The organism is Pseudomonas sp. ATCC 43928 (assembly GCF_005938665.2).
In the GTDB taxonomy this organism is placed as follows: Bacteria; Pseudomonadota; Gammaproteobacteria; order Pseudomonadales; family Pseudomonadaceae; genus Aquipseudomonas.
This window is the reverse complement of record NZ_CP041753.1, coordinates 3189492-3206553: the sequence shown is the minus strand read 5'-3', so window position 1 is coordinate 3206553 and position 17062 is coordinate 3189492. Positions and strand designations below refer to the sequence as shown.

At 59.9% G+C, this 17062-nt stretch carries 18 protein-coding genes; 9 read left to right on the top strand and 9 right to left on the bottom strand.

Annotation, left to right across the window (positions count from 1 at the left end):
* Window positions 1–89 precede the first annotated feature (89 nt).
* Window positions 90–959: an oxaloacetate decarboxylase gene (locus FFH90_RS14700; protein ID WP_018928982.1), complete on the top strand. Its 870-nt coding sequence runs from the start codon at window positions 90–92 to the stop codon at window positions 957–959.
* 51 nt (window positions 960–1010) lie between these two features.
* Here the strand turns inward: FFH90_RS14700 and hcnC are convergent, their stop codons facing one another.
* The 5 genes from hcnC to FFH90_RS14675 form a co-directional block, all read right to left on the bottom strand.
* The gene (gene hcnC / locus FFH90_RS14695) at window positions 1011–2270 is read right to left on the bottom strand and encodes a cyanide-forming glycine dehydrogenase subunit HcnC (protein WP_138867443.1); all 1260 of its coding nucleotides are present in this window, start codon (window positions 2268–2270) and stop codon (window positions 1011–1013) included.
* Window positions 2263–3672, bottom strand: a complete 1410-nt coding sequence (gene hcnB, locus FFH90_RS14690) for a cyanide-forming glycine dehydrogenase subunit HcnB (protein WP_138867442.1) — start codon at window positions 3670–3672, stop codon at window positions 2263–2265. The genes hcnC and hcnB overlap by 8 nt, the downstream gene beginning before the upstream one ends.
* The gene (locus FFH90_RS14685; protein ID WP_111453214.1) at window positions 3669–3983 is read right to left on the bottom strand and encodes a (2Fe-2S)-binding protein; all 315 of its coding nucleotides are present in this window, start codon (window positions 3981–3983) and stop codon (window positions 3669–3671) included. The genes hcnB and FFH90_RS14685 overlap by 4 nt, the downstream gene beginning before the upstream one ends.
* Window positions 3984–4411: 428 nt before the next feature.
* Window positions 4412–5362 (bottom strand): hypothetical protein, encoded by a 951-nt coding sequence (locus FFH90_RS14680; RefSeq protein WP_111453213.1) that lies wholly within the window; start codon window positions 5360–5362, stop codon window positions 4412–4414.
* 182 nt (window positions 5363–5544) lie between these two features.
* Window positions 5545–5868 (bottom strand): hypothetical protein, encoded by a 324-nt coding sequence (locus FFH90_RS14675; protein WP_007934993.1) that lies wholly within the window; start codon window positions 5866–5868, stop codon window positions 5545–5547.
* Between the two features lie 160 nt (window positions 5869–6028).
* Between FFH90_RS14675 and FFH90_RS14670 the strand changes: the two genes are divergently transcribed.
* The 4 genes from FFH90_RS14670 to FFH90_RS14655 all read left to right on the top strand — a co-directional run bounded on the left by FFH90_RS14670 (window position 6029) and on the right by FFH90_RS14655 (window position 9565).
* The gene (locus FFH90_RS14670; RefSeq protein ID WP_007934994.1) at window positions 6029–6712 is read left to right on the top strand and encodes a response regulator transcription factor; all 684 of its coding nucleotides are present in this window, start codon (window positions 6029–6031) and stop codon (window positions 6710–6712) included.
* Window positions 6690–8084 (top strand): HAMP domain-containing sensor histidine kinase, encoded by a 1395-nt coding sequence (locus tag FFH90_RS14665; protein ID WP_018928976.1) that lies wholly within the window; start codon window positions 6690–6692, stop codon window positions 8082–8084. The genes FFH90_RS14670 and FFH90_RS14665 overlap by 23 nt, the downstream gene beginning before the upstream one ends.
* Window positions 8085–8457: 373 nt before the next feature.
* Window positions 8458–8817: a DUF6124 family protein gene (locus tag FFH90_RS14660; RefSeq protein WP_111453212.1), complete on the top strand. Its 360-nt coding sequence runs from the start codon at window positions 8458–8460 to the stop codon at window positions 8815–8817.
* 337 nt (window positions 8818–9154) lie between these two features.
* Window positions 9155–9565 carry a hypothetical protein gene (locus FFH90_RS14655; protein ID WP_138867441.1) on the top strand — a complete coding sequence of 137 codons (411 nt, stop codon included), beginning with the start codon at window positions 9155–9157 and terminating at the stop codon, window positions 9563–9565.
* A 65-nt stretch (window positions 9566–9630) separates the two neighbouring features.
* Here FFH90_RS14655 and FFH90_RS14650 read toward each other — a convergent pair whose 3' ends face one another.
* Both FFH90_RS14650 and FFH90_RS14645 read right to left on the bottom strand, forming a co-directional pair.
* Window positions 9631–10137 (bottom strand): DinB family protein, encoded by a 507-nt coding sequence (locus FFH90_RS14650; protein ID WP_018928975.1) that lies wholly within the window; start codon window positions 10135–10137, stop codon window positions 9631–9633.
* Window positions 10138–10360: 223 nt separating this feature from the next.
* Window positions 10361–11479 carry an NAD(P)/FAD-dependent oxidoreductase gene (locus tag FFH90_RS14645; protein ID WP_111453210.1) on the bottom strand — a complete coding sequence of 373 codons (1119 nt, stop codon included), beginning with the start codon at window positions 11477–11479 and terminating at the stop codon, window positions 10361–10363.
* Window positions 11480–11931: 452 nt separating this feature from the next.
* On the opposite strand from FFH90_RS14645, the gene FFH90_RS14640 reads away from it, so the two are divergent.
* From FFH90_RS14640 to FFH90_RS14630, 3 genes are all read left to right on the top strand, one after another.
* Window positions 11932–12228, top strand: a complete 297-nt coding sequence (locus tag FFH90_RS14640; protein WP_111453209.1) for a hypothetical protein — start codon at window positions 11932–11934, stop codon at window positions 12226–12228.
* A 199-nt stretch (window positions 12229–12427) separates the two neighbouring features.
* The gene (locus FFH90_RS14635) at window positions 12428–14098 is read left to right on the top strand and encodes a Na/Pi cotransporter family protein (RefSeq protein WP_111453208.1); all 1671 of its coding nucleotides are present in this window, start codon (window positions 12428–12430) and stop codon (window positions 14096–14098) included.
* Between the two features lie 95 nt (window positions 14099–14193).
* Window positions 14194–14511, top strand: coding sequence for a DUF2388 domain-containing protein (locus tag FFH90_RS14630; RefSeq protein WP_026286632.1), 318 nt, complete (start codon window positions 14194–14196; stop codon window positions 14509–14511).
* A 35-nt stretch (window positions 14512–14546) separates the two neighbouring features.
* Here FFH90_RS14630 and FFH90_RS14625 read toward each other — a convergent pair whose 3' ends face one another.
* Window positions 14547–15494: a pyridoxal-phosphate dependent enzyme gene (locus tag FFH90_RS14625; protein ID WP_138867440.1), complete on the bottom strand. Its 948-nt coding sequence runs from the start codon at window positions 15492–15494 to the stop codon at window positions 14547–14549.
* 166 nt (window positions 15495–15660) lie between these two features.
* Here FFH90_RS14625 and FFH90_RS14620 point away from each other — a divergent pair, with 166 nt between their 5' ends.
* A complete protein-coding gene (locus FFH90_RS14620; protein WP_138867439.1) occupies window positions 15661–16320 on the top strand; it encodes an isoprenylcysteine carboxylmethyltransferase family protein in 660 nt (219 codons plus the stop codon).
* 25 nt (window positions 16321–16345) lie between these two features.
* Here FFH90_RS14620 and FFH90_RS14615 read toward each other — a convergent pair whose 3' ends face one another.
* Window positions 16346–17014 (bottom strand): HAD-IA family hydrolase, encoded by a 669-nt coding sequence (locus tag FFH90_RS14615; protein ID WP_111453205.1) that lies wholly within the window; start codon window positions 17012–17014, stop codon window positions 16346–16348.
* Window positions 17015–17062: the final 48 nt, after the last annotated feature.

Here is a 17062-nt window from a genome sequence, read left to right as displayed (position 1 = left end):
CCTTTACCCGCCCGCGTGATAGCCTTTTGTTCCTTCGGCGTTGACACTTTTGCTCAAGCCCTTCCATTCCTTTATATGGTGGAACTCGTATGTCCAGGCTTTCTCATCAAGATTTGCGCCGTAATTTCCGCCAACTGCTCGCTTCCGGCATCTGCTACCACACGGCCTCGGTCTTCGACCCGATGTCGGCACGCATCGCCGCCGACCTGGGTTTTGAGGTGGGAATCCTGGGTGGTTCGGTGGCGTCGTTGCAGGTATTGGGCGCTCCCGATTTTGCGTTGATCACCCTCAGTGAGTTCGCCGAACAAGCCACCCGCATCGGCCGAGTGGCGCAATTGCCGGTCATTGCCGACGCCGATCACGGCTACGGCAACGCGCTCAATGTCATGCGCACCATCGTCGAACTCGAACGCGCCGGCGTGGCCGCCCTGACCATCGAAGACACTCTGCTGCCGGCGCAATTCGGTCGCAAGTCCACCGACCTGATCACGGTCGCCGAAGGTGTCGGCAAGATCCGCGCGGCCCTGGAAGCCCGGGTCGATTCGGAAATGGCGATCATCGCCCGCACCAACGCAGGGATCCTGCCGGTCCAGGAAATCATCAGCCGCACCCAGCATTACCAACAGGCCGGGGCCGACGGGATTTGCATGGTCGGCGTGCAGGATTTCGATCATCTGGAACAGATCGCCGAACACCTGAGCGTACCGCTGATGCTGGTCACCTACGGCAACCCGTTGCTGCGCGACGACAAACGCCTGGCCGAATTGGGCGTGCGCGTCACCATCGACGGCCATGGCGCCTACTTCGCCGCCATCAAAGCCACTTACGACAGCCTGCGCGAACAACGCCAGATCTTCACCCAAGCCTCCGACCTGAACGCCACCGAACTGACGCATACCTATACGCAGCCGGAGGACTACATTCGTTGGGCCAAGGAGTTCATGAGCGTTAAAGAGTGACGGCACAAGCGCCCTCACCACAGCGCTCGCGCGTCTGTGGTGAGGTTGCGGTCAAGCCATCTGCGCCTCTTTCGGTTCAACCTCCGGCGCCACCTCAAACCGATCCGCCAGAAACGGTGTGATATCCAGCGGCAACGGCTCGTTATTCACCAGTTTGTCCAGCACCACGCCGGTAATCGCCGAGGTCAGGATGCCGGTGCGGAAATGTCCGCAGGCATTGAGATAACCCTGCACGCCTTTCATCGGCCCGAGAATCGGCAGTTCGTCCGGCGAACCAGGACGTAACCCGGCCCAGCAACGTTTCAGGTTGATGTCGGCGAGCGCAGGAATGCAGCGCACCGCGCCTTGCACCAGACCGCTGATTTCAGGGTAGGTGGTGGTCACGTCGAAACCTTTGTCTTCGGTGGTGCTGCCGATCAGGATTTCGCCATTGTCTTTCTGCGCCACGTAACAGTCGCTGGTGGTCAGGCAACCGCGCAGGATCTTCGGCATGCGCTCGGTCAGCAGGATCTGGCCCTTCACCGGTTTCACCGGAATGCGAATGCCGGTGGCATGCTCGCTGAGGTCGGCGGCCCACGCACCCGCAGCGTTGATCAGCGTATCGCAACGGAACACACCGGCCTCGGAGGTCTGCACGCCAGTGACCTGCGAGCCGTGGTGCAGCACCCCGGTGACGTTGGTGTTGAAATACAGGTCCACACCGTTTTGCCGCGCGCCTTCGGTGTAGGCATCGGCCAGGCGGAACGGGCTGACCTGATGGTCGCAGAGAAACTCCAGCGCCCCCCTCGCCTCATGGCTGACACTTGGCTCGGCTTCGCGCAGTGCCGCTTGATCGAGCCAGCGCACCTGATCCGCCAGGTGCGGAATGCACGCCACGATGTGCTCGGCGTAGAGCCGGTCTTCATCGTCGTAGATCACGAATTTCAAGCCGGTCTTCTCGAACTTGAAATCCATCCCGTGATTGTCCTGCAGCTCCCGGTGCAAATCCGGGTACATCGCGTTGGACTGCAAGGCTAAATCGAAGAACGACTGCGGCAGGATATGCGGCGTGCTGGAGTCCACCGCCACCGCCGCGCCCTGGGCTTCGCGCTTGCGATTGGCCGACATCATGCGGAAGAAAATCACCCCGCAGCCCAAGCCCACCGACTCACCGATCGCCCACAAGCCACCGGCCGAAGCACGGGTCGCGTTGCCGGGTCGCTTGGCGTCGATCAGCGCGACTTTCAGGTGTTTGCGCTTGGATAACTGATAGGCGCAGGACGCCCCGATCACACCGCCGCCGGCGATGATCACGTCGTAGAACTTACTCATGGCTTGCAGCCTCCGTGCCGACAGACTGGAATGCTGAAAAAGGAATCGGGTCGACGGGAAAGCGCGGTCGCAACCAGCCCACATCTTGCCGCCCGGTGGCTTCGCGCAAACGGTCGGTGCAATAACCGACGCACATCCGCCCCTGACAGTCGCCCATGCTCACGCGGGTGCGCATTTTCAGGCTGGCCAGGTCTTGCACACCCTGCTCCAGCGCCCGATCGATATCGGCGCGGGTCGCGTGCTCACAGCGGCAAATCACCGTGTCGGCGACCGGCAATGCGGTCTGCCCGGCACCGCGTTCGGTGTAACGGTCGACGGCGGCGCGAAAGCGCACGATGGACTTGAGTTTCGACAGGTAGCGGTCACGTCTGACCCGCGCCAACTCCGCGTCCAGCACGTCACGTTGCAGCAGGATCGACACTGCTGCGATTCGTCCCGCGAGCATGGCCGCCTCGCCACCGCGAATTCCGCCCATGTCACCGGCCAGATGCACATGGGGTTCGCTGCTTTGCTGCCAGACATTGGCGCTGGCCCGCAGGTAGCCGTCATCGCTGAAGCCGTGGTCCAGGCCCATTTGCTGGCTGAGTTGGGTGCGAGGAATGAAGCCATAGCCGACCGCCAGGGTCTGCGCGGCAATCCGTTCAGCGCGGCTCAGGTCTGGCTCCCAGGTGCTGGAGTACGGCGCAACGGTCACTGATTTCAACTCTTCCCCGCCTTGAGCCTCGACCACGCCCCAGCCATAGTGCATGGGAATGCCGTGCAGTTTCAGGTACGCGAGCATGCTCAAACCGTCGAGGAACAACTGCGGCTTGTTCAATAGCGCGAGGCTTTCCCGGGCGATCTTGCCGAACGCGCACGCCTCGTAGACTCCGGCGACGCTCACCCCCGAAGCGTGTAGCTGGCAGGCCACCAGCGGCAACAGCGGACCGGTACCAGTAATCACCACCGGCCCCTGGGGTTGAACGACGCCGCTCTTGATTTGCAGTTGCAAACCACCCAGCAGAATCACCCCAGGCAAGGTCCAGCCGGGGAACGGTACGCTGCGCTCATGGCAACCGGCAGCCAACAGCAGCTGCGGGTATTGGACCTCCTGCAAATGCTCATTGACGTCCAGCACCACCAACGCCCGGGTAGCTTCGGCGCCGACCACGCGGTGGTTCAAGCGCACGTCGATCAGGCCCGACTGCTCGTGGAATTCTCCATGCAGTTTGGCCAGCACTTCCGAATAGCGCGGCCCCAGGTAATCCAGTTGCACGTTATCGCGCAAGGGGCCGCGATAGACCACCCCGCCAAGACGCGAAGCCTCTTCGAGCAAGGTACAACGCACACCATGGCGCGCCAGTTCAATGGCCGCGGCCATACCCGCCGGCCCGCCGCCGACGATCACCGGTTGCAGGCTCATAAAACCTCCTGCCCGGCGATACGGTTGACCCGGGTTTCGATGCTCATGCCCTCACGCACGATTGTCTGGCAGGCGCGCCGTTTGTGGCGCCCATCGATTTTCACCAGGCAGCATTGGCACACGCCCATGCCGCAATAGGCACCGCTGATTTGATCGTGATCGTTACGGGCCACCTGGCGAATGCCCAGTGATTGAATGACCGTCAGGACGGTTTCGCCGATGGCGGCGCTGACGGTCTGGCCATTGATGCACACAGTCATATCCGCACGCACCAGTGGCTGGATATCGAAGGTTCGGTTTATGCGTTGCATTGCGATTGTTCATCCGTGAAAGGTTCAGGTGAGATTCTTCAGCTCCATGCTGCACTACACCTTGCGGGCCACCTGACTGATAAAACGGGAAGGTCTGCACTGGTACTTCGACAACGCATCAGCTGCGCGCCCAAGCAATGTAGTCGATACCGCGAGATGGGGCTGGATCGTTTTATGTTAGGAAATATCGCCGAAGGAAATATTGATCCAGGCCAGTAAAAACACCTGAGCCGACGAACTAATCTGCAAACACCGTCTTCGCCGCCCGCAGCGCAAAAAAAGCAAAACGCCGCTTCTACCGGAGGCAGAAGCGGCAGAGGCCAAATGCCTCGAAGGGATCAGTGCATGAACAAGGCAATCAGAATGATGATCGGGATCGGCACGCCGAGCAGGAACAGCAGTAATGAGCGCATGGGGGTTCTCCTGGGTTAGCGAACAGGTGGTAGCGTCGTGGTCGTGGTGGTGGTCACATAGGCATCGGCCTCCAGATACTCCACGGCATCCCGGCGACGACCGCCGAAGGTCGCGGCGAGGCTGGCGAAAAACGCACCGGCCAACAGCGCGATAAACATCCACAACGCCGTCCATGCCGCAACTTTCGCGGCAGTGTCAGCCGCTTGTTGCGCGGCCAGTTTGGCGTCGGCCACGGCTTTTTGAGTACGGGCATACACTTCATCGACACGACGCTCGGCGTCCGCTTGCGTGAGGTTGGTCCGCTGGGCCACCAATTGCGCCAGATAAGCCCGATCTTCGGTGGCCAATTGACCGTCGTTGCTCAGGCTGCGCGCGAAGATGCGGGTGACGGTGCCGTGGGTGGCGTCATCACTGACAGCCACCGGGCGGTCATCGCGAAACAGACTGTCGATGAAGTAACCGTACGGATCATTCGCGGGATTGCCGATAGCGCTGCCGGCAGCCTGGGTCATGGCGCTGGCGGCACCGCCGGCGACCACTGCCCCGGCCCGCACACCACCGCTGACGACGCTACTGACCGAACCGACCACCAGGGTCGCGGTCACCAGCGTCGCCACACACCAGGCCAGGAAGCCATGGGCCGTGTCACGGAAATAAACCTCATCGCCGTGCATGAACGCCCACTTCACCCGCAAGCGGCCGGCGATGTAACCGCCGAGACCGGACGCCACGATCTGTGTAAAGGCCAGCCAGACAATCGTCGAAATACCCAGGCCCTTGGCACTCATACCTTCATTGGCCCACGGCGAGACCGCCGTGAAACCCAGGCCAAAACCGAGCAGTACGAGGATCAGCGACAACGCCGCGGCCGCTGCGGCCCCGGCGAAGATTGCGGGCCACGAGACGCCCGATAGTGTGCTGGACTCTTCGGCGACAGGATAAAAACCATCGGGGGATCTATTCATTGTTGTTGTACTCCAGGCAGTTGTTACAACTCGTCAAAGGAGCCATTGCAGACAGCGTGCCAGTCGCACCACTTAAATAAATCTTTGAATTTCAACAAGTTGAAAACAATGAACTTCTCAGGACCATGCACTTTGCAAGGAGCCGACGCTGGCGGCGGGTTTTATGCATTGCGCCAACCGAACTACTTGCGCTTGTAACTCTTGTTGCCGCTGGGCGTCAGGCAATACACCCCGCCTCTGGGCCCGGTGCAGAACGTACCGGTGCCGCAGGCGCAGCCGTCGGTTTCCTGTAACAGCGTCTGCGGCCGCGCCTGGCTTTTTGTGCCAAACATCGCCGAACAGCTTTTCTTTGAACCGCTGATGGAGCCGTCATTGCACAGGAACAGATCGCCGTCGCAACGATCAATACCGCCCTTCTTCCCGGAACACGGTGTGTTGGCAGCCCACGCAGATGAGCCGAACAGGCATACCAACAACAGAAATATTGGCATCCAGCCACGAACCATTAAAGTGCGCACAGTGCAGCTTCCCTTTAGAGTCATGGCTGGATGATATCAATGTTGCGACCAGCCTCACGAGACCACATGAAAGTTAATTTAATCAGCCGCATGTAATTCTTGGCAAAATGCCTCAACTTCGTATTGAACCGATTATCAGGCAAGCCCTATGACCCGTATTTTGACCATCGAAGACGACGCCGTGACCGCCCGGGAAATCGTCGCCGAACTGAGCAGCCACGGCCTCGAAGTGGATTGGGTCGACAATGGCCGCGAAGGCCTGGAGCGCGCCGTCAGCGGCGACTACGACCTGATCACCCTCGATCGCATGCTGCCGGAGCTCGATGGCCTGGCGATTGTCACCACCTTGCGCACCATGGGCGTGGCCACGCCGATTCTGATGATCAGCGCCCTCTCCGACGTCGATGAACGCGTGCGTGGCTTGCGCGCCGGCGGCGATGATTACCTGACCAAACCATTCGCCACCGATGAAATGGCCGCCCGGGTCGAAGTCTTGCTGCGCCGGCAGAACACCGTGACCGCCCAGGCCACCACGTTGCGCGTGGCCGATCTGGAGCTGAACCTGATCAGCCACGAGGCCAGCCGCGACAGCCAGTTGCTGACGCTGTTGCCCACCGAGTACAAGTTGCTGGAATTTCTGATGCGCAACACCGGGCAGATTCTGTCGCGGATGATGATTTTCGAAGAAGTCTGGGGTTATCACTTCGACCCCGGCACCAACCTGATCGACGTGCACATCGGCCGTCTGCGCAAGAAAATCGACCCGCCAGGCAAAGTCCCACTGATTCGGACCGTGCGAGGCTCGGGTTATGTCATTGCTGAACCCCTCTAAAGGCTGGCGTTCCTCCAGCAGCCGTTTGCTGGCGCTTTACAGTTCGCTGTTCGTCGCCTGGAGCGCGATTCTCATGGGGGTCATGTATTACGAGGTGTCCAACTACCTCGACACCCTCGCCAAACACTCGCTGATGCAACGTCAGCATCTGTTTTCACGCTTCCAGGGCGAGCAACTGGTGGATGCCCTCGCCGCCAGCATGACCTTCGACATTCGCGGCATCGATGCCTATGGCCTGTTCGATGACCAGCAGCGCTACCTCAGCGGCGCCTTGCGCCAGATCCCCGAAGAACTGCCGCTGGACGGCAAAATTCACATGCTCGGCGATTGCGCCGAATCCGACGACCCGACCCTGCCCGCCGACAGCTGCGACGCCGTCGCGACCCGAACCCTGGACGGCCGCTGGCTGGTGCTGGTGCGGGACAACGGTTCGTTGTTTGCCGTGACCCGGATCATCCTGCACGCGCTGTTGTGGGGCGTATCGCTGACGATTCTGCCGGGCATCGCCGGCTGGCATTTATTGAGACGGCGCCCGCTGCGGCGGATCCGGGCGATCCAGGCCAGCGCCGAAGCCATCGTCGCCGGCGACCTGACCCGGCGCCTGCCGTTGTCCAATCGCCGTGACGAACTGGACATGCTCGCCGCCATCGTCAACGCCATGCTCGAACGCATCGAGCGCTTGATGCATGAGGTCAAGGGCGTGTGCGACAACATCGCCCATGACCTGCGCACGCCGCTCACTCGTCTGCGGGCGCAGCTGTACCGGATTCAGCAGCAGGCCGATGAAGGCTCGACGCTGGCCGTGCAACTGGATTCGGTGCTCGGCGAGGCGGACACCTTGATGGCGCGTTTCCGTGGCTTGTTGCGGATTTCCGAGCTGGAGGATCGTCAGCGCCGTTCGGGGTTCGTGCGACTGGACCCGGTGCCGTTGCTGCGGGAGTTGCATGACTTTTATCTGCCGCTGGCGGAAGAAGGCGAACTGACCTTTGAACTGCAAATGCCCGAATCCTTGCCCGGGCTCAACGGCGACCGCGCTCTGCTGTTTGAAGCCGTGGCGAATTTGCTGAGCAACTCGATCAAATTCACCCCGCCGGGTGGCCAGGTGATTTTGCGTGGGGTGAATGACGCGGGGCACACGCGCATTGAAGTGCTCGACTCCGGCCCCGGGATTGCGCCGGCCGAGCGCGAGGCGGTGTTTCAACGTTTCTATCGCGCCGAAGGCGGCAACCCGCAAAGCGGATTCGGCCTGGGCCTGTCGATCGTCGCCGCGATTGCCAGCCTGCATGGGTTTACGCTGGAGGTGGACAGCAGTGAGTTAGGGGGCGCGCGGTTGGTGCTCGATTGCCGGCAGAACCTGATTCCCCAGGCTTGATACTTGCCTGTGTTTAACAGTGAAACGGGGCTTGTTTAAGTGCCCTCAAGGATACTTCCTGAAAGCTACAAAACCTTGCGTCGTTGCCTACGGCTGCGCCAGAATCCGCCGGCTTGTGCGCCTTGGGGCCGCTCGGTAACTTGATCCCGTCACTGCCCATCAGTGATCGGGTTTAGTCGCCCGTGGTTGTTAGTAAGGTGCATAGCGCATCATTCAGTCAGGCATTTCAGTCCTGTGCTTAATGGTGGTTGTGCGCAGGGCGCCCTCGGGCGCGCCGGTTTTGCTAACTTCCCCGGTCGACTAACCTGCGCACAGCTGCCTCCATTCGTTTAGTCGCGAAGTGGCTGCGGCTCCATTTCAGGAGTTAGCAACTATGTTCAAAGTAACACCCAACCCACCGGACACCGATCCAACCTCCCCGTACGAACCCGATTCAAAGAAACTCAACGAGGCCGCCGAGCGGGCTCTCGACTTCCACTTCCCATCGAACGCCGACATCAAAGCCACCACGCGTAAACCCAGCAAACTGTTTGCCGTAGCCCCAGAGGCCACGGCCGAAACCCTGGCGGTGTTTCTGGTCGAGACCCTGGCCTCGGTCGATGTGATGGTCCACCAGTTGGTGGATCATCTGGAGGGTGAGTCGCGCTATGCCCTGCTGGGTATTTCCAACAGCATCATGGTGGCGGAGATCACCGCGAACCGGGTGCTGGATAAGATTGATCTGCCCAAGTAGAGGCAATCTTCTGCGGAGAGTGGGTAACTGAGGCTGGCTGTGCAGCGGTCCCTTGTTCGGGGGCGTTGCGCAGTCCAGCGGCAGCAGGCATCCACTAGAGACAGGATGGCTGAATGAATGCGTACCCTTTTTGCACTGAACTCTCAAAACCAAAAGATCGCATTGCCCGCCAACTGACGATAACTCTGGCGTGCAAAGCATTCAAAGTACTATCAACTGGCGATTAGCATCATTCTAAAAACATATAAAGACCTGTCAAATATGACAGTAGACCAAGACTAAAAAGCAGGCGACCATTCATGGCACACCCTGATATAAACGATAAGCAGGTATTGCTATGAATTCGACCAAAGTTACTGCAACCGGGTATCTAACCGGCGACTCCTCAAAGTACGGCCATTTCGAAGCGACTCAGAAAACCGTGCGCTACCCATCCTATCCGCCACCGCATTCAGAACTAAGAATTATTGGCATGGATCCTTTTAATGGTGGCAGCCACGGTGTAATTCTTGTGATAAAGCGTAGTGAAATAATCAAGGGCGAATACAACATAGCCGAAGACACAGATATTACTGCGATCTATAATGCTGGCGAGCCATCCTATTTCGACAACAACGGCACACTTAATATCGAAGAATTCAACTCAGAAAAACAACATATCAAAGGGCAATTTAATTTCAAATCCGGAAAAGCTGAAATAACTGTTTCTGGCGAATTCGAACTAACTGGATTTGACAGTACTGTTTAGTACAAATAGAAATACCCTGCTCCCTTCAAGCCCGCTCCCACAGGATTTGCTTGGGCCAGCAGGGTTCAATACCCCGGAACCTCGCGCAAAAACTCTGACAGGTCGGTGATCGGCGGTATGGCCGGAATGTCGAAGTACATCTGGATCACCCAGCCCCGGTGATAGCTGGCGTGGTTGACCACATGCAACAGCATGGCGCCGGCACTCATGACCCCGCTTTCCCCCGACATGGAGGTGAATTCGATGGGTTTATCCAGCGACTCCTCGGTCTGGGCCGAGCTCCAGCCACAGAACCATTGATCAATCTCCTGTTGCGCCATTCGCAACTCGGCGAGCTCGGTATGGAGCAGGCCATGGGAGGTCTTGAAGTCGTGCCCCCGGCCCTCCAGATGAGCTTGCCAGATGCAATCCACCACATAGGTGTGGTTCAAGGCGCCGATCATGTTATTGAACACCGACACCCGTTTGCGATTGAGTTCCTCAGGTGGCAGCGCCATGAGGCTGTCGAAGAGTCGCTGATCGGCCCAGCGCTTGTAATCGGCGAGCATGCGGGCAGTGCGTACGTTGATCATCAAAGATCTCCCATAGCGATGGGCGCATTGCCAAGAATAGTCCTCGCAGCTGGTTGCAGCCTAAACCCTGATCATCGGTTGCGCCGCACGACTTTGTAGCAGCTGCCGAAGGCTGCGTTCGGCTGCACAGCAGTCGCTAAACCATACGCTGCGGGTGGGTCAGATAAACCACGTGCGCAGGATTCACGACTGCTACGCAGCCGAACGCAGGTTTCGCCAGCTGCTACAGAGTTTCATTGCGAATTAAACGCTGCACCACCCGTTCGGCCAGCGCCAGGCAACTGGTCAGCCCCGGCGATTCGATGCCGAACAAGTTAACCAAACCCGGTACGCCGTGGACGTCCGGGCCGCTGATGATGAAGTCGGCGGCCGGCTCGGTCGGCCCGCTGATTTTCGGGCGGATGCCGCTGTAGGCCGGTTGCAGACTGTCATCGGGCAACGCCGGCCAGTAGCGCCGGATCGCCTGATAGAAGCCGTCGCCACGATGGGGGTCAACGCGATAATCGATCTGCTCGACCCATTCGACATCCGGCCCGAAACGCGCCTGACCACCCAGGTCCAAAGTCATGTGCACGCCCAGCCCGGCGCTTTCCGGTGCTGGATAAACCAGATGCCGGAACGGCGCCGGGCCACTGAAACTGAAGTAACTGCCCTTGCACAGCCAGGCCTTGGGCACGTGCCGCGCCGACAAGCCTTCGATCCGGCTCGCCACCTCAGGCGCGGACAGTCCGGCGCAGTTGATCAGTTCACGACAGCTCAAGGTCATCGGCTGGGCCCCACCCATGTGCAGCTCGAAACCCTGCTCGGTACAACGGGCCGATGCAAACGGCGTATGAAAGGCTATCGAGGTGCCCCAGGCTTCGGCATCGGCCTGAAGCGCCAGCATCAAGGCGTGGGAATCGACAATCCCGGTGGACGGTGACCAAAGCGCTGCAACACAAAACAACGCCGGCTCAAGCGCCCGTGCCTGACCGGCATCCAGTAATTGCAGGTCATCGACACCGTTGCGCCGGCCTTGCTCCAGCAACGCCTGCAAGGCATGGCGCTGACGGTCATCGGTGGCCACGATCAGCTTGCCGAGGCGCCGGTAATCGACACCGCGCTCATCGCAGAAGGTATACAGGCGTTGCTTGCCCTCCACGCACAATTGCGCCTTGAGACTGCCGCTCGGGTAATAGATCCCGGCGTGGATCACTTCCGAATTGCGCGAGCTGATGCCCACGCCAATCCCCTCGCCCGCCTCGACCAGGATCACTTCTCGTCCGGTCCGGGCCAAGGCTCTGGCCACCGCCAGGCCGACCACGCCAGCCCCGACTACCACGCATTCGATATCGACGCTCACCTGCCCTCCACTCATTCAAGCCAGCCCTGGATGCGATAATCGATCAGGCTGGAGGATATCGCCAGCATGAACTCATACGGTCTGCTACGTGGCGTTCACACTATATGTTTAATTTCCCATTTAACGATCATTCAAAATAACAATTAACTGTCATTGACCTGAACACTTTCCAACTTCCCCCCTTCAACACAACCTTAACCGGCTATCGGCGATTGACTTTGCCAACCTGCCTGAGTAAATTGCGCCGGCCGATAACAACGGCTTTTTTCAACTCACAAAAGAATTCAATGGACACAGTATCTAGTCGCTGTCGGATGACTGCTCACACGCAGGATCTGGCACATAACCCAGACAATGACGGGCCTCGACTTTTCGGTCGGGTGAGCTGCGCTAGAGCTTGAGGCTCCACCGTAACTTGCCTCACCGGAATCATTCCGGCCCAGAGGCATGTTATGAACTTCAAAACCACTGTACTGCCGGGCGTACGCGCCTTTGCATCGACCATGCGGGTCACGCCCTGCCGTGAGCGTCTGCCGACGACTCGGCTCTGCGCCCCGTTCTCCGCCCCTTCTACCCACGCCAAGGTGCGCCCTCGTGCCAACTGGCGTGTCTGCCCGACGACCGGCCGGCTTCAGCAACGCTGGAGCTTCGACGACAGTCAGGACCCACAAAGTCGGCGCATCGCGCGCCTCTTCCAGCAGGCGAGCCTGATGCTCGGCCTGTCTATCGGGGCATGCATTTTCAGTTGATCTGAAGGCACTTCAAAGTCCTTCCAGAACGGTTTCCTTAAACGGGAATCCGACAACTTCTTATTGCCCGTAAAAAATTTGAATTATTGGAATTAGTTGCGGACCATCAAGTAACACCACAATCACGGGTGTTATTCAGATACCACGAGCCGGGTTCCGGGTCTTCAATAAATGCAATACGAAACAAGGGAGAGCCCTCATGTCGGGAACTACTCTACTGATCAACCTCGCCGGCTCCATTGCCCTGTTGCTATGGGGCACTCATATGATTTCTTCGGCGCTGTTGCGCGGCTTCGGCACGCCGCTGCGTCAGTGGCTGGGCCACAACCTGAACAACCGCTGGATGGCGTTGTTGTCGGGGATCGGTATCACCGGGGTCTTGCAAAGCAGCACCGCCGTGAGCCTGATGGCGACCTCGTTCACTGCCGCCGGGACGCTGGGACTGGCGCCGGCCCTGGCGGTGATGCTCGGCGCCAACATCGGCTCAACCCTGGTGGTGCAGTTGCTCAGCGTCGATGTGTCGATGCTCACGCCCAGCGTTTTGCTGGCGGGCCTGATCGTCTTTCGGCTGCGCGATGACTCGCGCTACGAAAGCGTCGGTTGTGCACTGATCGGCCTGGGGCTGATGCTCCTGGCCTTGCACATGCTCGGCTCCACATTGGCGGAAGTCGAAGGCACGCCGATCTTCCAGCTGATCATGCAGAGCCTCGAGGGCGATCTGGTCATTGCGCTGCTGGTGGCGCTGATCCTCACCTGGCTGTGCCACTCCAGCGTGGCCGTGGTGTTGCTGATCGTCTCGCTGGCCGCCACTGGCATGCTCTCGGCCAGCACCATCGTCGCGCTGGTGCTGGGGGTGAACATTGGCGGTGCGCTGCCCTCGGTCATCAACGCCGGATCGAGCGTCGGCCGACGCCTGCCGCTGGGCAACCTGCTGGTGCGTGCGGTCGGTGCTCTGGCGGTCTTGCCGTTTGCCGGGTTGCTCGCTCAGGCGCCGCTCGCGCCCTCGACCCTGGTGGTGTGCCTGCACACCGGTTTCAATCTACTGCTGGCGTTGGTGTTCATCGGTCTGACCGACGTACTTGCCAATGCCCTCACCCGACTGCTGCCGGCACCTGAGCGGGATGTCGATCCCGGCATGCCGTGCTATCTGGACGAAGCCGGCCTGGAAGTGGCCAACATCGGCCTGTCGAATGCCGCTCGCGAAGCGTTGCGCATGACCGACATGTTCTCGACCATGCTCGGCCGGATGCTGCAGCTGTTCCACACATCGCTACCGGCCTGCGCCGATGAAGTGCAGCGGATCGATCAATCCCTGGACCTGCTCAGCGCGGCGATTCGCGCTTATCTGGCCGACATCGGCAAGGAAGGCATCAGTGACAGCGATGCCGATCGTTCCCAGGAAATCCTCACGTTCGTGATCAACCTCGAACATGCCGCGGACATTCTTTCCAGCAGCCTCACGCAGTTGGCCATGCGCCGCTTGCGTCGGGGTGAACAGTTCTCGGCCTTCGAACTGGGCAACATCGCCCCGCTGCACGACGCCGTTCTGGAAAGCCTGAGCCTGGCGATCACCGTGTTCCTGCGCGAAGACATCGCCACCGCCCATCAACTGATCCAGCGCAAGGAGACCGTCAGAAGGCTCGAAGCCTGCGCCAGCCGCGAGCACTTTCGCCAGTTGCAGGAAGACAAAAGTACCTGGGCGCAATCCGGTGATATTTTCCAGCGGGTACTGCGTGATTACCGGCGCATGCATCACCACATCGCCGCCCTGGCGTATCCGCTGCTCGAACGCGCCGGTGAGCGCTCGGTCGAGAGCATCGATGCTCCCGCTACGGGTCGCATGACGGTAGATCTGGCTGGAATTGAGTGAGGCATATGTAGATCGGCAGGGAACTCCTGACCACCGCCGGGCATCCTAAATTATGTGTTACTTCTTTTACGCTTCACGCTTCGGAGGACGCCGTCATGCGCCGTCTGTTTTTAGTATCTTCACTCGTGCTTTGCTTGCCCTTTGGCTCAGCCATGGCCCGTGTGGATGCGGGCGATGTCGCCACCTCAGCCGGGGTATCCGCATCGCTGTACTCAACGTTCAAGGATCACAAAATGGTCATTCCCGCCCGGGATGACGCCTCCAGTTTTGTCGCCAGCGGCGGTACGATCCGTGGCGTTTACCTGGAGTCGGTATTGAAGGAAATTCGCCAGAATCATCCCGACCTGAAGGCCAGCGATGAAGACCTGGCCAGAGCGATCCTCGTTCAAGAAGGTGTTCCAGCCGGTCAATAAAGTCTGAAACGTAAGCGGTAGGGCTAGTGACAGCCCTACCTTGCTTCAACGCTGTGTTTTTCGACCCCGGCAGACAGGCGTGCCCAGCCGGCGACCAACTGCGCGCTGATGCTGACGCCGCCGCACACCACAATCACCACGTCATGGGCCTCGGCAATCGCCGGATGGTCGAGGTACGCCACCGCCAATGAAACGCCACACGCCGGTTCGACCAACTGGCGCAGGTCGTTGGCGTAACGAACCACGCCCATGATCGCCTCATCATCGCTGAGCACCACGCATTCATGCGGGAAATCAAGGATGTGCTGCACCGGCCAGGCGGCCACTTGCGCGGCGCCGAGTGACGTGGCAACGGTGTCGATGCGCGGCAGTCTGACCGGGTGCCCGGCAGCGATGGCGGCAGCGAACGACGCCGCCCCTTGGGTTTCGCACGCAACGATCCGACAATCCATGCGCTGATGACGGATCAGGCCGGTGAGCAGGCCCGCAAGCAAACCGCCGCCCCCCACGGATGTCACCAACGCATCGACCTGAGGGCAGTCCTCGAGGATTTCATCGACCATGGTGCTGTGTCCTTCCCACAACACCGGGTGATCGAAAGCCGGCACGTATTCGGTGTCTGCGCCCTGCGCGAGTTCTTTCGCCCGTTGATTGGCCTCGTCCCAGACCTTGCCATGGACAATCACCTCGGCACCGGTTTTCCTGATCCTGGCGCGGGTGGTTTCCGGGGTCGTGTTCGGCACCACGATGCAGGCTTTCAGCCCAAGGTTGGCGGCGGCCACCGCCGTGGCCAAACCGGCATTGCCACCGGAAGGGCAGACGACTTTGCGCTTGCCCTGCTCTGCCGCCTGACTGCATAACAGGCCCATGCCGCGCAGTTTGAACGAGCCGCTGGGTTGCAGGTTTTCCAGCTTGAGCCAGATTCGCCGGGTCGGAGTCGACAGACCCGGGTGCAGAATCAGGGGCGTTCTGATGTGAAGCATCGTGTGCTCCTTGTGACAGCACCGGCGCGTTGAGATCTTTCAACGGGCCGGAAGTGAACGGACAGGCTCATCCTTATCCAAGCTTAGTTCACCCTGCTCGACGACTACCGCTCTCATAACGGACTGCCCTCTACACTGGTGATATGCCCTTTTTGCGAGATCAGTTATGAAAATCTCAGCCAAACTCGCGTTTTTCGCCCTCGTCAGCACCCTTGCCTACCTCGCTCTCGCGGTGTTCGGGCTGGGCGGGTTGGCGGCGTTTTTCTCGCATCCACCGCTGGTGGTCATTGCGCTTGCGACCCTGGTGATGGCGATCGTGTCGTTGTTCAGTGAGGGCAATTTGAGCACTGGCGAACGTGAAGACCGGGCCAATCGCTGGGTGCTGCCGGTTTTCGGGGTGCTCGGGTTGTTGAGCGGGTATCTGCCGGCCTACACCGACCGGATCGACTTCTGGACCTTCGGTGGCGAGGGCGTGCGTTGGCTGGGTGCGCTGCTGTTCATTGGCGGCGGCGCGTTGCGGATGTGGCCGGTGCTTGTACTGGGCAAGCGCTTCAGCGGATTGGTGGCAATTCAACCTGGACACCGCCTGGTCACCGACGGAATTTATCGGAATGTGCGCAACCCCAGCTACCTGGGGCTGCTGATCAATGGCGTGGGCTGGGCGCTGGCCTTTCGTTCCGGTGTCGGGTTACTGCTGGTGGCGCTGATGTTGATACCGCTGATCGCCCGCATTCGCTCTGAAGAAGCGCTGTTACGCTCGCAGTTCGGCAACGAATACGAAGCTTATTGCGCCCGTAGCTGGCGATTGATTCCGGGGATCTACTGAACTGACCGCATCAGGGCCGTGTCGATTATAAAAAGTGTAAGCGGATCAGGTTATTGGCATCCACATGGCTCGTGACCGAGTCATAACTGGCCAGTGTGGCGTGCCGGGTCTGAAGGGGATGAACGTGGGTCGCGGTGATGACCATGATGTTGGCACCCGCCGCTTCGCCTGCGCGAATTCCGACGTCGGCGTCTTCGAAGATCAGGCACTCGGCTGGATCCACCTGCAGTCGACCAGCCGCCAGCCGATAGCCCGCAGGATCGGGCTTGCCGGCGCTGACATCTTCGGCGGTAACCATCACGCCAGGTTCGGGAATACCGGCCGCGGCCATTCGGCGCAACGCCAGGGCCCGCGGTGCAGAGGTGACGATGGCCCATTGGTGGGCGGGCAGCGACTTGAGGAAATTCGCCGCGCCGGACACCTCGACAATCCCCTCCACATCATCGATTTCCGCCTCGGTGATCCACGCCGCTTCAGCTTCGGCATCTACCCCTGGCAACGCCAGGCGATTGATGGTGTCGATGGCGCGAACGCCATGGATCGTCGGCAGGAAGGTTTCGACATCGACGCCGTGGCGCACCGCCCAGGTTGTCCAGATCCGCTCGGCGGCGGCGATGGAGTTGAGGACGGTTCCGTCCATATCAAACAGGAAGGCGCGGTATGAGCTGTTGAGCAGGGATGTTTGAACAGACAAAAGGGAGGTTTCCTTCGGTAAGAACCAGGCAGGTGTTGCCAGGCAATG